The organism is Luteimonas wenzhouensis, from assembly GCF_007859305.1.
Classification (GTDB): Bacteria; Pseudomonadota; Gammaproteobacteria; order Xanthomonadales; family Xanthomonadaceae; genus Luteimonas; species Luteimonas wenzhouensis.
In genome coordinates this window covers 1-16786 of sequence record NZ_VOHE01000016.1, presented here as the reverse complement: position 1 = coordinate 16786, position 16786 = coordinate 1, and the positions used below count along the sequence as shown (strand labels likewise).

The window sequence follows — 16786 nt, the reverse complement described above, 5'->3', positions numbered from 1 at the left end:
CTGCGCAGCGGCCTGGAGCCGCTGCGCGTGTTCGTGCGGCGGCTCGAGCCCTACCTGTCGGGGATCCTGGCCCACTGCCGCTGGCCGCTGGGAACCAATCTGGTCGAAGGCATCAACAACAAGATCAGGGTCATCAAGCGGGTGGCCTACGGCTACCGGGACGACGCCTACTTCTTCCTGAAGATCCGGGCGGCCTTCCCCGGACTTGGGTGAAGAACCAGACTTTTTCGGGGCATGACGCCGTCGCTGCGGCATGGCCCGTCCGTCTTCCACGAGCTGGTGCCTGCCGATGAGCGATCCTGCGCTGTATCCGTGCTTCCTCGGTCCGTACGGCGAGAACGACGGCCTGCTGGAAAAGCTGGCGGTCGAGTTCCTGCGCGACCACGTGTACTGGCGGCGGAACTTCCACCCCGAGGATCCACCAGCGATCCCGACCCACGCGGCGCAGCATCCGGAGTTCCTGGCCTTCGAGGCGCGGCTGCGGCGGGAGCTGCACAGCCTGTCGGCGGCGCTCAAGCGCTCCGTGCCGTTCCACAGCCCGCGCTACCTCGGGCACATGGTGTCCGACCTGGCGCTGCCCGGGCTGGCGGCGCAGCTGCTGACCCTGCCGTACAACCCGAACAACGTCAGCGAGGACGCCGCGCCCGTCACCATTGACCTGGAGATCCGCGCCGGGCTGCAACTGGCGCGGATGCTGGGCTATTGCGACGATCCGGCCCTGCCGGAATGCGCCTTCGGCCACCTGACTTCCGGGGGCACCGTGGCCAACTACCAGGCCCTGCGGCTGGCGCTGGCGCTGAAGGCGTTTCCGGTCGCCCTGCGCGCCGCGGCACCCCCGGAGCTGGCGCTGCCGGAGGACGACTGGGCGGCATTCAACCTGGCACCGCAGGCGGGGATCGAGCTGCTGCAGCGCTGGCAGCGGTGGCTGGAGGGTCTTGCTCCAATCGCGCGCCGCGGCTGGCTGCGGCGGGTGGAGGGCGAGCGGATCGAACAGTTGGGGATGGTCGAGTTCTTCGCCCGCCATCCGCAGCTGTCGCCGCCGGTGGTGCTGGCGCCGGTGACGGCGCATTACTCGTGGAGCAAGGGCATGAAGCTGCTCGGGCTGGGCCGCGAGCAGCTGTTGCAGGTGCCCGAGTGCGGGATGCGCCTGGACCCTGCGGCGCTCGCCGACATGCTGGCCCGGCTGCAGGCGCAACGCCGGCCGGTGCTTATGGCGGTGGCGGTGCTGGGCACCACCGAGTTCGGCACGGTGGATCCGGTGCACGAGGTGGTGGCCTGCCGCGACCGTTGCGCCGAGGCCGGATTCGGCTTCTCGGTGCACGTGGATGCCGCCTGGGGCGGTTATCTGGCCACGCTGTTCCGTGAGCCCGACGGGAGCCTGCGCCCGCTCGAGGACATGCGCCGGGAATTCGCCCATTTCCCCAGCGCGGACACCCATGCCGCAGTCGCCGCGCTGGGACGCAGCGATTCGGTCACCGTGGACCCGCACAAGCTCGGCTACCTGCCCTACGGCGCCGGGGCCTTCGTGTGCCGCGACCAGCGCGCGATGCCGCTGCTGGTGGAAGAGGCCGATTACGTCTTCTCCGGCGAGGACGACGGCGACTATTTCGCCCGTTACCGCAAGCTCGGCCGCTTCATCCTGGAAGGCTCCAAGGCTGGCGCCGCGGCGGCTGCGGTGTACGTGACGCACAAGGTGCTGCCGCTCGACCATGCCCATTTCGGCCGCATCACCGGCGTCACCATCCATTCGACCGAGGCCTTCATACGCCGCGCGGAGGAGTTCGCCGGAAGGATGGCCGGCGAGCTGCGCGTGTGCGTCCCGTTCGCCCCCGACAGCAACCTGGTGTGCTTGGCGCTCAATCCGGAAGGCAACCGCGACGTGGCGACGATGAACGCGTTCATGCGCCGCCTGCACGATGCGCTGCGCTGCGATCCGGACAAGGCGGTGCAGGCCCGCGAGTTCTACGGTTCGATGACCACCCTGCGTGCGGAGGCGCTGGGCGAGGCGGACATGGCCCGGGTGCTCGAGGCACTCGGCCTCGATCCGGCCACCCTGCTCCCGGACCATGAGGGCGCGGACCGGCTGGTGATCCTGCGGCATACGCTGATGAATCCGTTCCTGGAGGACAGCGAGAACGGGATCAGCTACATCGCGCGCTATTTCGACTTCCTCGCCGGATGGGTGCGGGCCGCCCTGCCCGCCACGCGCAGCGTGTCCGCGGCAGCGGCGGCGTGACGCACGGCGGCATGGCGTTCCACGACCTGCGCGGGTTCCTGCAGCGGCTGCAGGCCCAGGGCCGCCTGCGGCGCGTGGCCGAGCCGGTGGATCCCGACCTGGAGAGCACCGCGCTGTGCCGGCACGTGCTGCAGCGGCAGGGCCCTGCCCTGCTGTTCGAGCGGCCGAAGGGCTCGGCGCAGGCGCTGCTCGGCAACCTGTTCGGGCACCGCACGCGGATCGAGGCGGCGCTGGCCGGGCGGCCGCTGGGCTCGTTGCGGGAACTGGGCGAACTGCTGGCCGCGATCAAGGAGCCGCGCTGGCCGTCGAGCCTGCGCGGGGCGCTGGCGACCTGGCCGGAGCTGGCGCAGCTCGCGCACGTGGCGCCGCGCCGGGTCGAGGATGCCGCGTTCCTGGACGAGATGCTGGCCGGCGACGAGGTGGATCTCGGCCGCCTGCCGATCCAGCGCTGCTGGCCCGGCGACGTGGACCGGCTGATCACCTTCGGCCTGGTGGTCACGCGCGGCCCGCGCCAGCCGCGGCAGAACGTGGCGATCTACCGCCAGCAGCCGATCGGCCGCAACCGCGTGATCATGCGCTGGCTGCCGCACCGCGGCGGCGCGCTCGATTTCGCCGACTGGCAGGCGGCGCACCCGGGCGAACCGTTCCCGGTGCTGGTGGCGATCGGCGCCGATCCGGCGACGATGCTGGCCGCGGTCGCGCCGGTGCCGGACACGCTGTCCGAATACGAGTTCGCCGGCCTGCTGCGCGGCGACCGTACCCGGGTGTGGCACAGCACGCTGACCGGGCTGGATGCACCGGCCGGCGCGGAGATCCTGCTCGAGGGCTTCATCCACCCCGGAGACACGGCCCTGGAAGGGCCGTTCGGCGATCACACCGGCTACTACAACGCGCAGGGCGCGTTCCCGGTGTTCACCATCGAGCGGATGTCGCTGCGCCACGGCGCGATCTACCACGGCAGCTACATGGGCCGCGCGCCGCACGATGAGCCTTCGGTGCTGGCGCTGGCGCTGAACGAGCTGTTCGTGCCGATCCTGCGCAAGGTGTTCCCGGAGATCGTGGATTTCCACCTGCCGCCGGAGGCTTGTTCATACCGGGTCGCGGTGGTGAGCATCCGCAAGCAGTATCCGGGCCATGCGCGGCGGATCATGATGGGCCTGCGGTCCTACCTGCGCCAGTTCACCTACACCAAGTTCGTGATCGTGACCGACGAGGACATTGATGTGCGCGACTGGGCGCAGGTGATCTGGGCCGTGTCCACGCGCGTGGATCCGGTGCGCGACACGCTGCTGGTGGACCGCACGCCGATCGATTACCTCGATTTCTCCAGCCCGGTGCCCAGCCTCGGGTCGAAGATGGGATTGGACGCCACCCGCAAGCTGCCCGGGGAGACCACGCGGGCGTGGAGCGAGCCGATCGTGCCGGATGCGGAGGTGGCGCGGCGGATGGAGGCGCTGTGGGAGCGCCTGGCGGCGGAGGCGGCGCCGGCGCTTTCCTGACGCGGATCAAGCGCGGGCGCGGGCGGTCGCGTAAGAATGTGCGGGTTTCCCGCCCCGGCGTGGGCGACGGTACCGGCAACGAGGATGGCATGCGGATCACGAACTTCAGCGACCTGTTGACCGCCGCGCGTGGGCAACCCGAGCCGCAGCGGCTGCTGCTGGTGTTCGCCGCTGCCGAGCTGCCGCACGATGCCACGCCCGCCGAGCGCGCGGCGTTCGAGCGCGGCGAGGGCGGCGCATTGGCGCCGGTGCTGTGCGTGGACAAGCGGCCGGAGGAAATCGAGAGCTTCGACGCGCTGTGCGAGGAGTCGCGCCGGACCGGGATCGGCTGGGACATCCTGTTCGTGGGCGCGTTGTCCGGCCGCGGCGGCCATGCGCCCAACGCCGACGAGGCGGTGCAGCCGCTGCGGATGATGGTCGAGGCGATCAAGGCCGGGCGGGTCGCGCAGTTCCTGGCGGTGGACCGCGACGGCGACCTGGTGCGGTTGGAGCGGGGATGAGCCCTCTGCCCCGGCGCATGCTGCGCCGCCTGCTCCCTGCCCTCGCCTCGTTGCTGCTGGCGCTGCCGGCGGCGGCCGAGCCGCTGCGCATCGCCGCCGCGGCCGACCTTAAGCCGGCGATGGACGCGATCGTGGCGCGGTTCTGCGCGACGCGGCCGCGCTGCACGGTCGAGCCGATCTACGGTTCCTCCGGCAAGTTCCATGCGCAGATCGTCGCCGGTGCGCCGTACCACCTGTACTTCTCCGCCGACATCGCCTATCCGCGCGACCTGGCCGCGCACGGGCTGGCCGCATCCCCGGTGCGGCCGTACGCGGTCGGGCGGCTGGTGCTGTGGAGCGCACGCCACGACGTGCGCCGGCTGCGGCTCGAGGATCTCGCCGACCCGCGTTTCCGGCGCATCGCCATCGCCAACCCGCGCCATGCGCCCTACGGCCGCCGTGCCGAGGAAGCGTTGCGCGCGGCCGGCATCTGGGAGCGGGTGCAACCGCGGCTGGTGTACGGCGAGAACATCGCGCAGACCGCGCAGTTCGTGCGCAGCGGCAATGCCGACGTGGGACTGGTCGCGCTGTCGCTGGCGCTGACCCCGGAACTGTCGCGGCATGGCAATCACGCGCCGGTGCCAGAGCGGCTGCACGCGCCGCTCGAGCAGGGTTTCATCGTCACCCGTCGCGGCGCGGCGCATCCGCTGGCACGGGAGTTTGCCGGGTTCGTGCAGGGCCCGCAGGCGCTGCTGCGCCGGCATGGCTTCGCCCTGCCCCGCCCGGCCGCTGCCCGCTGAGGCGCCGGTGACGACGGCAGCACATCAGGGCTGCCGTCGTACCGCCGCGGACACGGAGCGGGTTCCGCTCAGATCTTGAAATCGTCGAACGATATCGCCTCTTCGGATACGCCGAGCGCCTTCAGCATCTGCCGCGTCGCCGACAGCATGGCGGGCGGGCCGCAGAGATAGAACTCGCAGGAATGGAGCGCGGGGTGGGAGCGCAACAGGTGCTCGTGCACGGCTTCATGCACGAGTCCCGGGACCTGTCCCGTTCCATGTCCTGCATCCTCCGACAGGACGAGGTGCCAGCTGAAATTGGGGTGCTGGCGCGCGAGTTCCGCCATTTCGTCGGAATACGGGGTTTCGCGCAGGGATCGAGCTCCGTACCAGAAATGGATCCGCTCCGCGGCGCCATTGCCGAGCCGCGAAAGGATCATCGCCCGCAGCGGCGCCATCCCTGCCCCGCCGCCGATGAAGACCTTTTCCCGTTCGCCGGGCTTCAGGGAGAAATCCCCGAACGGGCCGCTGAAACGGACCACGTCCCCCGGCTTGAGCGAATAGAGATACGACGATCCCTTCCCGGCGGGATGCTTCCTGTCCTGCCGGCCGGGACTGAACCGCACGAGCAGCGTGATTCCACCTCCCGCCCTGTCGACGGGCATCGCGAGCGAATAGGCACGTCGCACCGGCGCTTTGTTCGTCAGGTGCTCCGGCAGGTCGAGTGCGGCCCAGTCTTCCCGGTGGTGATCGGGATGGTGCAGATCCTCCGGACGCAGCGAGTACTCCGGAACGTGGACCTGGATGTAGGCTCCGGGACTGAATTCTCGGCCTGCCGGCTTCTCGGGAGCGAGGACGATCTCGCGAAGGAACGGCGTGACCGCATGGATCCGCTCCACCCTGGCAGAGCGTTCCGTCCACAAGGCGGCGCCGCCCGCCACCTCGATCTGGAGGTCGTGGCTGACGGCCAGGTTGCAGGCCAGCCGATGCCCCGCCCGCAGCCGTCCTTCCGGGATGTGCTCGCGGTCGGCGCTGGTCGCCGCCGGCGCCACGCCGCGGACGCGCACTTCGCAGAGGCCGCAGCTCTGCCCGCCACCGCAATTGGACGGGAGTTGCAGGCCGTGGCGTTCAAGCGCCACGTACACGCTGTCGCCGGCGGGACAGGTCACGGTGCGCAGCCTGGTTCCTCCCTGATCGAATACACCGACTTCACGGGGACGGCGCCAGCGGGCGGGCACGAATTCGGAAAGGCGGAGGCTGGTGACCAGCAGCCAGAGTCCGGACAATGCGATCCAGACGCCGCCCGAGGCCATCATCACGACCAGGGGATTGTTGAAATTCTCCCTGCCGGTGTAGTCCATGATGTGGAGCATCCAGGCGATGTCGAACAGCCGCCAGCTGTCGTTGCGGCGCTCCAGAATGCGGCCGTCCGACGCGGACACGTACAGGGTGGTGTTCTCCGTGTCGGTGAACGGCACTCTCCAGATCGGCCCGTCATGGCCGCGAACCTCGATGCTGGCCTGTTCCAGGAGATCCGGCGTCCCCGGCAAGCCGTCGCCGACGTAATCCGCGACGGCGATGGACACGGCGGTCGCGGCGTCGATCCGTACCTGCTGGCCGGTTGCGGCGTCCACAAGCCACGGCGCGGACTTTCCGGTCAGTCGGTACACGGGACGGTCCAGCAGCCATGCCGTCTCGATCCGGACCACGGGCTGGCCGGCGCTCGCAATGACCTGCGATGGCGTGAGGACCCCCGGCGGCCACGGTTTCGGATCATGGGCGTGTTCCGCCCTGTGATGCGCCCCCTCGACCACGTCGTGGTCGAGCAGGTTCATGACCAGGCCGCTTGCCATCCAGATGACGAATTGCAGCGCGATCAGCAGCCCGACCCATTTGTGAAGCCTGCGGATCCATGGGGTCATGCCGGCTTCCTCCTGCTGAAGCTGTACAGGAGCAGCCACAGGCCGCTCATCGCGAACAGGGTGCCGATCGAGGCGGCGATGCGAAGCAGCATGTTGTTGACGTCGCTGCGCTCGTCGTAGTCCATGATGTGCAGCATCCAGAGGAAATCGAACCACCGCCACAGGTCGTGGCGCCTGGCGAGAAGATCACCGGTGTGCGGGGAGAGATACAGCGTGGTTTCGCTGTCGTCGGCGAATTCGATGCGCCACATCGGCACAGGCCGGGTGGCGACTTCCTGGGGCGCTTCCGTGATGAGCTCGGCGCTGGCGATCCCGGCCTCGCCCTGATACATGCTCGACGCGATCCTGCGGGCCATGGCCTCGCCGATCGGGCTCAGTTGTTCGCCCGTGGATGCGTCGACCAGCACCGTCCCGCCACGGTCGGTCACTTCGTAGACTTCGCGGCCGAGCAGGCGCTTCAGGCGGAACCCGGCCATGTCCGGGTAGCGTGACATCAGCGCGTCATGGTCGAGGCGGCGGGCGGACGCGGACAAGGTGCCGCTGGAGTCATGCGCGAGGTGGTCGCCATGGATGATGTCGATCGAGATGAAGGTCATGTACAGGCCGCTCGCCATCCACAGGAGGGCCTGCACGCCGATGACGAGGGCGATCCATTTGTGGGCGCGCCGCGCCCAGAATGCCGGTTTCATTCAATACCTGCGTGCTGTGTTCTCGGCGGAGATATCGAAGCCCCCGCCGGCGGCCGCCGGCGGGGGCTGTTCGTTCACCACCTGTAGGTGGCCTTGACGTTCCAGCGACGGCCGAGGAGGTCGTAGGTCATCGTGTCCGTGTTCGCGTCCGTCCAGCTCTGGATGAACGGCGCATCCTTGTCGAACAGGTTGTCGATGCCGAAGGACACCGCGAGCGCATCGTTCATTTCGTACTTCACCTGGACATTGTGGTAGGCAACGCTCGGGGCGTGGTCGCCGATGTCGCCAGGCGAGGCATTGATGTCGTCCGCAGGGCCGATGTACTGGATGCTGTAGGACCCGGACCACTTCTCCCGCGAGAGCGTCAGGGATCCGAACGAACGCCAGTGGGTGTAGCTGCCCCGCCCTCCCGTGATCTTGCCTGCGTAGTTGATCTCGTCGGCCCCGACGAACGGCCGCACGTCGTAGTTCCGCAGGTACGAGACGTCCCAGCTGGCGGTCGCGTCGAAGCCGGCCAGGTCGAACTCGTAGAGGACGCCGAGGTCGATTCCGGAGACGCGTTCGCTGGCGGTGTTCACCGGCTGCGCGGAAAGGAAGTCGATCTCGCCGGTGAGCGGGTTGCGGGTGAAATGCTCGCTGCTGCAGAACGGGTGCGCCAGGCCCGGCGTGTTGTAGCAGACCGCAAGCTTGGTCGAGCCGTCGATGCGCTGGATCGCATCGTCGATCCTGATGCTGAAGTAGTCCGCGGTCAGGGTCAGCCCGGGGGCGAAGGAAGGCGTCCAGACCGCGCCGACGGTCAGCGTTTCCGCGTCTTCCGGTTTGAGGTCCGGGTTGCCGCCGACCGTCGTCAGCACGGTGTTGCCGAGCTGGCGATAGCCGACGGGAACACCGGAGGCCTGGCAGTTCTGGTAGAGCACCGACGTACTCGGCAGGCTGCTCCAGCCGCTGCAGGGATCCGTCGTGGTCAGGTTCCCTTCCGAGACGCCGCCGAAGAGTTCGGGGACATTGGGAATGCGGAACGCGGTGGCGTAGTTCGCCCGGACCTTCAGCGAGGGGACGATCTGCCAGTCGAGGCCGACCTTGTAGTTCGTGTCGGCGCCGAACATGTCGTAATGCGAGTAGCGCCCCGCGACGTTCAGCGTCATGTAATCGGCGAACGCCATCCCCTGCAGCAGGGGTACCGCCAGTTCGACGAACGCTTCCTTGGCAAGGTACTCGCCGGCGATGGGATCCTGCTGATTGGTGTTGGCGATGCCGAGGACGGTGAGCGGATCCGGATCGCGCCACCCGCGTTCTTCACGGATCTCCACCCCCGTGGCGAGTCCCACCCAGCCGGCGGGGAGTTCGAACAGCTCGCCGCTCAGGTTGGCGGAGAAGCTTCTCTGCTCGTTGCCGCCGCTGTCCCGCGAGGTGAACATGATGTAGTCGAGTACCTCTTGGGTGACATCGCCGTACCCCAGGTAGTCCGCGCACGGGATGGCCGCGCCGGGCGCGTTGCTGCAGACGGTGGTATCCAGCGTCTGGTCCACGCGGTCCAGGTTGGCGACGTCGGTCGAGCCGTCGATGCCGGTGTTGCGGCCCCAGTTCAGTGCCATGCTCCAGTCCCAGCTCGTGCCCAGCTGGCCTTCCATTCCGATCACGGTGCGGAACGTGTCCACGTCCTGGTAGAAATGGCGAGGGCCGGCTTCGAGCAGCCGCCTGCGCTGGAGCAGAAGATCCTGCCCGGTGGGGTTGGTGGGGTGGCTTGCCGAGATCCGGATCGGCCGGTACAGGCCGATGGTGCCAGGAGTGGCGAGCTGGTCAGACTGCCGGTTGGTGTACATGAGCTCGGTGAACAGCGTGGTGCTGTCGTTGAGCGAGAGGTTGCCGAATACGCTGAAGCTCAGGCGCTGGATCGGATTGACCGCGTTGAGGTACGGGTTCGAGTTGAAGTTGTGCTTGGCGGGCGAATACGTCTCGTAGAAATCGCCGTCGCCGTTCGGATCCTGGTTGAAGTTGATGCGCCGGCCGTCGGCCAGCACGGCGTGGCCGCCGATGGTCGAAGAGCTGCCGACGCAAACGAGCTTCCCGTTCGACTCCCCGAGGCCGCACGGCGCGCGCGAGGCCATGTTGACCTCCCCGCTGTCGGTGTAGTTGATCGCGCCCATCAGGGATCCGCGCTCGCCGGTGACGCCGAACGAAAGGTCGAACGCGGTTTCCTCGCCGTCGCCCTCGAAGGTCTGACCGTAACGCACAGATGCCTCGGCGCCGTCGAACCCCTTCTTGGTGATGATGTTCACCACGCCGGCCACGGCGTCTGCGCCGTAGATGGCCGACGCGCCGTCCTTGAGGACTTCGACCCGTTCGATCAGCGCGACGGGGATGACGTTGAGATCGACCGAGCTGTTGGCGCCGGTGCCGCCGTTGACCACGCGGCGGCCATTGAGCAGCACGAGGGTGCGGTTGATGCCGAGGCCACGAAGGTTGACCTGCGTCGTGCCGTAGCCGTTGTCGGCCCAGTAGGCGTTGGTCTGGTTGCCGGCGAATCCGGCGGAAGCCGGGAGCCGCTGCAGCAGCGTTTCGACCGAGATCGCACCGGAGCGTTCGATCGCCTCGGCGTCGATGACCGTGACGGGACCGACGCCGGAGATCTGGGCGCGTTTGATGCGGCTGCCGGTGACCGTCACAGCATCCATGGAGCGGATCTCGTCCGACTCCGTTTCCGTGGTGGCGGATTGGGCGATGGATGTACCTGTGGCTCCCGCGTACAGCAGGGAACCGATCGCGATGGCAAGGATCGAGCGGTTGTGGAACATGAAGCCGGACTCCGTAGGCAAGGATGTGGGCGATTCTGTTGTGATGCGCAGGCGTTGCTGCCACGCAGCGAGGCGTGCCGGTACGCAATGACAGGGGGGCGCGCCGCCAGGAATGGCGGCGGCCGGTGAACCTCAATTCACCCGATAGGAGGTCGAAAGACGGGTGAGACGGCGCTTCGTGGCACCTCGACCGGAACGAAGCCGGGCGGTGGCGACGATACCCGTTGCCTGGCTGCAAACAGCAGGGGGTGCTGGATGGCCGCAAGAGGGAAGACACAGACGCAGCCGCAACCGGATCCAGTGCCGAAGCCGGCCCGGCAATCGCAATCCTCGTGCGGGACGCTCCCGGCATCGTCATCCGTGGCAGGTGCGCGCTCGCAATCCTCGCCCAGCGGCGTTCCGCGCTGTCCTGCTGCATCCGACGCCATGCCGGCCCGTTCCGCCGCCATCGCGCTCGACATCCACAGCGACAGGCTGCCGTCGAGACAGAGCGTCACGGCTAGCAGCAGGCGCAGCAGGAGTGCGGGCAGTGACATGCGGGCCTGTGGCCTCGGTCCCTGGGTGAGGTTGTCTATACCGCCAAGTACCACGCCGAAAACGGAAAGTCAACGTCCTTTGGCCATAGTGTGACGGCGTGCGTGACTTTCGGCTGCCGCACCTCCATTGGCTGTATAGACATGACATACTGAAGTCATGGAAGGACTCAAGCCGCGGTACCAGAAACTGAAGGACTACATCCTCGGGCGCATCATCAACGGCGACTGGCCGCCCATGAGCCGCGTCCCGAGCGAGAACGAGCTCGTCGTTGAGTTCGGTGTCTCGCGAATGACGGTCAACCGTGCGCTGCGCGAGTTGACGAGCGCAGGCGTGATCACGCGCATCCAGGGCGTCGGTTCGTTCGTCGCCGGCCCCAAGGCCGAGGCGACGATGTTCCAGGTGCGCAGCATCCGCGAGGAGATCGTGGCGCGTGGGCAGGTCCACTCCGTCCGGGTGCTGATCAGCGAGGAAGTGTCGGCCAGGCCGGAAACCGCACGTCAGTTCGGGCTGGATGCGGGAGCGCGACTGTTCCACTCCCGCCTGCTGCACCTTGCGGACGGCGTCCCCCTGCAACTGGAGGACCGCTTCGTGAACCCGGCGTGCGCGCCGGATTACCTGAAGATCGATTTCGTGCGCGACATCCCGCACGACTACCTGATGCAGGTCGCCCCCCTGCAGCGCACCGAGCACGTCATCGAGGCGGAAACCGCAAGCCGCCGCCTGGCGAGGATGCTCGACATGGATCCCGGGGATCCGGTGCTGGTGCTGCGGCGGCGCACCTGGTCCCGTGGGCAGATCGCCAGCTATGTCCGTCTCAGCCATCCTGCCGGGAGGTACCGGTTCGTCGGTGCGTTCCAGGTGGGCGACACACAATCACCCTGACAAGACACCGATGGGAACTTCTCATATCGCCCGGATCTCCGGTCCGCGCGTGCTGCGGGCTCCGCACGGCACTGCCCTGCATTGCCGAAACTGGCAGGCGGAAGCCGCATTCCGGATGTTGCAGAACAATCTGGATCCCGACGTCGCCGAGCGGCCGGAGGATCTGGTCGTCTATGGCGGCATCGGCCGCGCCGCGCGCAACTGGGAGTGCCTCGACGCGATTCTCGAGGCCTTGCGCCGTCTGGATGACGACGAGACCTTGCTCATCCAGTCGGGCAAGCCGGTCGGCGTCTTCCGCACCCATGCGGACGCGCCGCGCGTGCTGATCGCGAATTCCAACCTCGTGCCGCACTGGGCGACATGGGACCACTTCCACGAGCTCGACCGAAAGGGCCTGGCGATGTACGGCCAGATGACCGCCGGCTCGTGGATCTACATCGGCTCCCAGGGGATCGTGCAGGGCACGTACGAGACCTTCGTGGAGCTCGGGCGACAGCACCATGGCGGCGACTGGTCGGGGAAATGGATCCTGACCGCCGGCCTGGGCGGGATGGGCGGCGCGCAGCCGCTGGCTGCGGTCCTCGCCGGTGCGAGCTGCATCGTGATCGAATGCCAGGAGTCGCGGATCGATTTCCGGCTGCGCACGCGCTATGTCGATCACAAGGCGCGCACGATCGAGGAGGCCTTGGCGATCGTCCGGAGCGCGGACAGGCCGGTTTCGGTCGGGCTGCTCGGCAATGCGGCGGAGCTGATGCCCCGCTTCGCCGAACTGGCACGCCAGGGTGTGGCGGTGCCGGCGGCCGTCACCGACCAGACCTCGGCGCACGACCTGGTCAACGGCTACCTGCCTGCGGGGTGGACGGTCGCCCAATGGGAGGATGCGCGCCGCGGAAACGCCGAGCAGCGCGAGGCGCTGCGCAAGGCCGCGGCATCCTCCTGCGCGACCCACGTCCAGGCAATGCTCGCCTTCCACCGCATGGGCGTGCCGACCATCGATTACGGCAACAACATCCGCCAGGTCGCGCTGGACGAGGGCGTGGCCGATGCGTTCGCCTTCCCCGGCTTCGTGCCGGCCTGCATCCGTCCCCTGTTCTGCCAGGGGAAGGGGCCGTTCCGCTGGGTCGCCCTCTCGGGCGACCCGGAGGACATCTACCGCACCGATGCCAAGGTCAAGGAGCTGTTCCCGGACGACGGACACCTGCACCGGTGGCTCGACCAGGCGCGCGAGCGCATCGCCTTCCAGGGTCTGCCGGCGCGCATCTGCTGGCTGGGGCTCGGACAGCGGCATCGCGCCGCCCTCGCCTTCAACGAGATGGTGCGCACGGGTGAACTGAAGGCGCCGGTGGTCATCGGCCGCGACCACCTAGACTGCGGTTCCGTGGCCAGCCCGAACCGGGAGACGGAGGCGATGCGGGACGGTTCGGATGCGGTGTCGGACTGGCCGCTTCTCAACGCCATGCTGGCCGCTTCCGGCGGCGCCACATGGGTCAGCCTGCATCACGGCGGCGGCGTCGGCATGGGGTTCTCCCAGCATTCCGGCGTCGTGATCGTCTGCGACGGTACGGACGCCGCGGCACGGCGCCTCGAGCGTGTTCTCTGGAACGATCCGGCCACGGGGGTGATGCGGCACGCCGACGCCGGTTACGACATCGCCCTCCAGTGCGCCCGCGCGCACGGCCTGAAGCTGCCTGCCATCACCGGTTGACCCCCGCCATGCTGACGATCACCCCCGGGAAGCTGTCCTGGCCGCAACTGCGCGCAATCGCGGCCTCGTTCGAACCGATCGCGCTGGCGCCGGAATGCGAGGCGAAAGTCCGCGCATCGGCGGCGGCCATCGACGGAATCATCGCCTGCGGCAAGCCCGCCTACGGCATCAACACCGGTTTCGGCAAGCTGACCAAGGTCCGCATTCCGGACGACCAGCTCGAACAGCTGCAGGTCAACCTGGTGCGCTCGCACGCGGTCGGTGTCGGGCCTCTGCTCGATGACGCCACCGTGCGCATGATCCTCGCGCTGAAGATCGCATCCCTCGCACGTGGCCATTCCGGAGTGCGCTGGGAAGTGCTGCAGACCATGGTCGCGATGTACAACGCGCAGATCTGGCCGTGCATCCCGGCACAGGGATCGGTTGGCGCATCCGGCGATCTGGCGCCGCTGGCGCATCTGACGCTGGCCGCGATGGGCGAAGGCAAGGTGCGCGTGAACGGCGAGATCGTGCCGGCCGGCGATGCGCTGCGCAGTGCCGGCATCGCGCCCATCCGCCTTGCCGCGAAGGAAGGGCTGGCCCTGCTCAACGGCACGCAGGCCTCCACCGGCATCGCCCTGATCGCGCTGTTCTCCGCGCAGCGGACGTTTGCGGCGGCTGTCGTCACCGGCGCCCTCGCCGTGGACGCTGCCGGGGGCTCGGACACGCCGTTCGACCCGCGCATCCATGCAGTGCGTGGCCAGCCGGGGCAGATCCGGGTGGCGCGCCTGTACCGTGAGCTTCTGGCCGGCAGCGCGATCCGCGAATCGCACCGCTACGAGGACGTGCGCGTGCAGGATCCCTACAGCTTGCGCTGCCAGCCGCAGGTGATGGGCGCGTGCCATGACCTGCTCTCGCAGGCGGCGGCCACGCTCCTGACCGAGGCCAACGCCGTGTCCGACAACCCGCTGGTGTTCCCGGACACCGGCGAGGTGCTGTCGGGCGGCAATTTCCATGCCGAGCCGGTGGCGTTCGCGGCCGACCAGATCGCCATCGCCATGGCCGAGGTCGGTGCGTTGTCGGAACGGCGCATCGCATTGCTGATCGACAACAACATGTCCGGGCTGCCGGCATTCCTCGTGGCGGAGGCAGGCCTCAATTCCGGCTTCATGATCGCGCATGTCACGGCCGCGGCGCTGGCCAGCGAGAACAAGACCCTCGCCCACCCGGCCAGCGTCGATTCGTTGCCGACGTCCGCCAACCAGGAAGACCACGTGAGCATGGCGACCTTCGCGGCGCGCAAGGCGCTCGACGTCGCGACAAATGCACGCAGGATCGTCGCGATCGAACTGCTCGCGGCCTGCCAGGGCATCGAGTTCAGGCGCCCGCTGCGCTCGTCGGAGCGACTGGAAATGGCGCATGCCCTGCTCCGCCAGGCCGTCCCCAGGTACGAGCAGGATCGATTCTTCGCCGAGGACATCGAACTGGCCGACAGGCTCGTCGCTGACGGGAGCTACGTCCCGTTCGTGCCCGACCTGTTCGAAGGGGCGGCATGTTGAGCCAGGCCTGGCAGGGACGCATCGATTCGACTTGCGACGAAGCCGCCTTCCGCTGGCACCAGGTCGTGCGGGAACCCGGGCCGGGACAGGCCCGCGGGATCGCGCTCGCCGGTTTCGCCTGCGACGAGGGCATCCGGCGCAACGGCGGCCGGCCGGGAGCCGCCGCCGGGCCGGAGGCGTTGCGGGTCGCGCTGTCCAACCTGCCGGCGATCGCCGCCCTGCCCCTTTACGATGCCGGTGATGTCGGCTGCGTCGGCGATGATCTGGAGCGTGCCCAGGAGCGGCATGCGGAGCGGGTCGGCATGCTGCTCGACGACGGCCATTTCCCGATCGGGCTGGGTGGCGGCCACGAGATCGGATATGCGAGCTACCTCGGCCTCGCCGGAAGTGCGTTGGCGAGGGGCAGAAGGATCGCGATCGTGAATCTGGATGCCCATTTCGACCTGCGCGAAAGCGCGCGCGCCAACTCGGGCACCCCCTTCCTGCAGGCCATCCGCCACGCTGCGGACCACGGGATCGAACTCGACTACATCTGCCTGGGCATCAGCGAGTCCGCGAACACCCGGCGTCTGTTCGACACCGTGGAAAGGGTAGGCGCGCGGTATCTGCTCGATCGCGAACTCACGCCGGCCTCGGCGGGCGAGCGGATCGGGCAGTTGCTGGCCTGGCTGGAGCCCGCCGAGTTCATCTACCTCAGCCTGTGCCTGGATGTGCTGCCTGCGTGCATCGCCCCGGGCGTCAGTGCGCCGAGCGCGCGCGGCGTCGGGATCGATGTTGTCGAAGACGTGATCGCGGCGGTCATGGCGACCGGGCGGGTGGCGCTGTGCGACATCGCCGAACTGTCGCCGCCGTTCGACCGTGACGGCATGACCGCGCGTGTCGCCGCGCGCCTGGCATACCGGATGGCGGCGGCGAAGGCGTCCACGATTCCCGGCTGAAGTGCCGCCGTGCCGGCTTCGCCGCCGGTGGCCTCCCTCGCCGCAGGACCGGCGCTCGGGCATCATCGGCCCCGGTATCCGGCGCAGGACACGGCATGGGGCTTTCCGCGGGCGACTGGCAGGCGTTGTGGCTGACGGCGCGGCTGGCCGCCACGGTCACCGCGCTGCTGCTGGTGCTGGGCACGCCGCTGGCCTGGTGGCTGGCGCGTTCGCGCTCGTTGTGGAAGGGGCCGGTGGCGGCGCTGGTGGCGCTGCCGCTGGTGCTGCCGCCGACCGTGATCGGCTTCTACCTGTTGCTGGCGATGGGGCCGCAGGGGCCGCTCGGTCATCTCGCCACGCTGTCCGGGCTGGCGCCGCTGGCCTTCAGCTTTCCCGGCCTGGTGCTGGCCTCGCTGGTCTATTCCCTGCCCTTCACGGTGCAGCCGCTGCAGGCCGCGTTCGAGGGCATCGGCGAGCGGCCGCTCGAGGCCGCGGCGACGTTGCGCGCCTCGCCGCTTGACGCATTCCTTACCGTGGCGCTGCCGCTGGCCCGTTCCGGTTACCTGACCGCGGCGGTGCTGACCTTCGCCCATACCGTGGGCGAGTTCGGCGTGGTGCTGATGATCGGCGGCAACATCCCCGGCGTGACCGGGGTTCAGCCGACATACGTGCAAAAATTTAGGTTCTTCTCCCAACTGAGGGGAGAGAGGCGCACGGCCGACCCGGCAGAATTGTTGTTCTCGAGGCAACAAAACGGGGCCGGCCGTGGCCGAAGTGGATTGTATGTCCCAGCTGGGTGGCTGGAAGG

14 protein-coding genes are annotated in these 16786 nt (G+C 68.5%); 10 read left to right on the top strand and 4 right to left on the bottom strand.

Annotated features, from left to right (window positions below; genetic code table 11):
• From FQY79_RS15220 to modA, 5 genes are all read left to right on the top strand, one after another.
• A partial coding sequence (locus tag FQY79_RS15220; RefSeq protein WP_146313747.1) for a transposase occupies nt 1-213 on the top strand: 213 nt, incomplete at its 5' end.
• 76 nt (nt 214-289) lie between these two features.
• Nucleotides 290-2236: a pyridoxal phosphate-dependent decarboxylase family protein gene (locus FQY79_RS15215; protein ID WP_146313745.1), complete on the top strand. Its 1947-nt coding sequence runs from the start codon at nt 290-292 to the stop codon at nt 2234-2236.
• Between the two features lie 11 nt (nt 2237-2247).
• The gene (locus FQY79_RS15210; protein WP_146313743.1) at nt 2248-3735 is read left to right on the top strand and encodes a UbiD family decarboxylase; all 1488 of its coding nucleotides are present in this window, start codon (nt 2248-2250) and stop codon (nt 3733-3735) included.
• Between the two features lie 89 nt (nt 3736-3824).
• Nucleotides 3825-4235 carry a ribonucleotide reductase subunit alpha gene (locus FQY79_RS15205; protein ID WP_146313741.1) on the top strand — a complete coding sequence of 137 codons (411 nt, stop codon included), beginning with the start codon at nt 3825-3827 and terminating at the stop codon, nt 4233-4235.
• Complete coding sequence (modA, locus tag FQY79_RS15200) at nt 4232-5014, top strand: molybdate ABC transporter substrate-binding protein (RefSeq protein WP_146313740.1); 783 nt, start codon at nt 4232-4234, stop codon at nt 5012-5014. Before FQY79_RS15205 ends, modA begins: the two co-directional genes overlap by 4 nt.
• A gap of 68 nt (nt 5015-5082) precedes the next feature.
• Here the strand turns inward: modA and FQY79_RS15195 are convergent, their stop codons facing one another.
• From FQY79_RS15195 to FQY79_RS15180, 4 genes are all read right to left on the bottom strand, one after another.
• The gene (locus tag FQY79_RS15195) at nt 5083-6915 is read right to left on the bottom strand and encodes a 2Fe-2S iron-sulfur cluster-binding protein (protein WP_146313738.1); all 1833 of its coding nucleotides are present in this window, start codon (nt 6913-6915) and stop codon (nt 5083-5085) included.
• Complete coding sequence (locus FQY79_RS15190; protein WP_146313736.1) at nt 6912-7604, bottom strand: PepSY domain-containing protein; 693 nt, start codon at nt 7602-7604, stop codon at nt 6912-6914. The genes FQY79_RS15195 and FQY79_RS15190 overlap by 4 nt, the downstream gene beginning before the upstream one ends.
• Nucleotides 7605-7678: 74 nt before the next feature.
• On the bottom strand, nt 7679-10399 hold the full coding sequence (locus FQY79_RS15185; RefSeq protein WP_146313735.1) for a TonB-dependent receptor: 2721 nt from the start codon (nt 10397-10399) through the stop codon (nt 7679-7681).
• Between the two features lie 137 nt (nt 10400-10536).
• Nucleotides 10537-10935 (bottom strand): CopL family metal-binding regulatory protein, encoded by a 399-nt coding sequence (locus FQY79_RS15180; RefSeq protein WP_146313733.1) that lies wholly within the window; start codon nt 10933-10935, stop codon nt 10537-10539.
• 157 nt (nt 10936-11092) lie between these two features.
• Here FQY79_RS15180 and hutC point away from each other — a divergent pair, with 157 nt between their 5' ends.
• The 5 genes from hutC to modB form a co-directional block, all read left to right on the top strand.
• Complete coding sequence (hutC, locus tag FQY79_RS15175; RefSeq protein WP_146313731.1) at nt 11093-11818, top strand: histidine utilization transcriptional repressor HutC; 726 nt, start codon at nt 11093-11095, stop codon at nt 11816-11818.
• Between the two features lie 25 nt (nt 11819-11843).
• A complete protein-coding gene (gene hutU, locus FQY79_RS15170; RefSeq protein WP_425463215.1) occupies nt 11844-13523 on the top strand; it encodes a urocanate hydratase in 1680 nt (559 codons plus the stop codon).
• 8 nt (nt 13524-13531) lie between these two features.
• Nucleotides 13532-15061 carry a histidine ammonia-lyase gene (gene hutH / locus FQY79_RS15165; RefSeq protein ID WP_146313727.1) on the top strand — a complete coding sequence of 510 codons (1530 nt, stop codon included), beginning with the start codon at nt 13532-13534 and terminating at the stop codon, nt 15059-15061.
• The gene (gene hutG / locus FQY79_RS15160) at nt 15055-15999 is read left to right on the top strand and encodes a formimidoylglutamase (protein ID WP_146313725.1); all 945 of its coding nucleotides are present in this window, start codon (nt 15055-15057) and stop codon (nt 15997-15999) included. The genes hutH and hutG overlap by 7 nt, the downstream gene beginning before the upstream one ends.
• Before the next feature lie 95 nt (nt 16000-16094).
• The coding region (gene modB, locus FQY79_RS15155; RefSeq protein ID WP_146313724.1) for a molybdate ABC transporter permease subunit at nt 16095-16786 on the top strand (692 nt) is incomplete at its 3' end.

What these genes read in the sequence shown, in the direction of transcription:
- hutC (WP_146313731.1), top strand. Translation starts at nt 11,093, where the DNA reads ATGGAAGGACTCAAGCCGCGGTACCAGAAACTGAAGGACTACATCCTC.
- FQY79_RS15190 (WP_146313736.1), bottom strand. Translation starts at nt 7,604, where the DNA reads ATGAAACCGGCATTCTGGGCGCGGCGCGCCCACAAATGGATCGCCCTC.
- hutH (WP_146313727.1), top strand. Translation starts at nt 13,532, where the DNA reads ATGCTGACGATCACCCCCGGGAAGCTGTCCTGGCCGCAACTGCGCGCA.
- FQY79_RS15180 (WP_146313733.1), bottom strand. Translation starts at nt 10,935, where the DNA reads ATGTCACTGCCCGCACTCCTGCTGCGCCTGCTGCTAGCCGTGACGCTC.
- FQY79_RS15215 (WP_146313745.1), top strand. Translation starts at nt 290, where the DNA reads ATGAGCGATCCTGCGCTGTATCCGTGCTTCCTCGGTCCGTACGGCGAG.
- modA (WP_146313740.1), top strand. Translation starts at nt 4,232, where the DNA reads ATGAGCCCTCTGCCCCGGCGCATGCTGCGCCGCCTGCTCCCTGCCCTC.
- hutG (WP_146313725.1), top strand. Translation starts at nt 15,055, where the DNA reads ATGTTGAGCCAGGCCTGGCAGGGACGCATCGATTCGACTTGCGACGAA.
- FQY79_RS15205 (WP_146313741.1), top strand. Translation starts at nt 3,825, where the DNA reads ATGCGGATCACGAACTTCAGCGACCTGTTGACCGCCGCGCGTGGGCAA.
- FQY79_RS15185 (WP_146313735.1), bottom strand. Translation starts at nt 10,399, where the DNA reads ATGTTCCACAACCGCTCGATCCTTGCCATCGCGATCGGTTCCCTGCTG.
- FQY79_RS15195 (WP_146313738.1), bottom strand. Translation starts at nt 6,915, where the DNA reads ATGACCCCATGGATCCGCAGGCTTCACAAATGGGTCGGGCTGCTGATC.
- FQY79_RS15210 (WP_146313743.1), top strand. Translation starts at nt 2,248, where the DNA reads ATGGCGTTCCACGACCTGCGCGGGTTCCTGCAGCGGCTGCAGGCCCAG.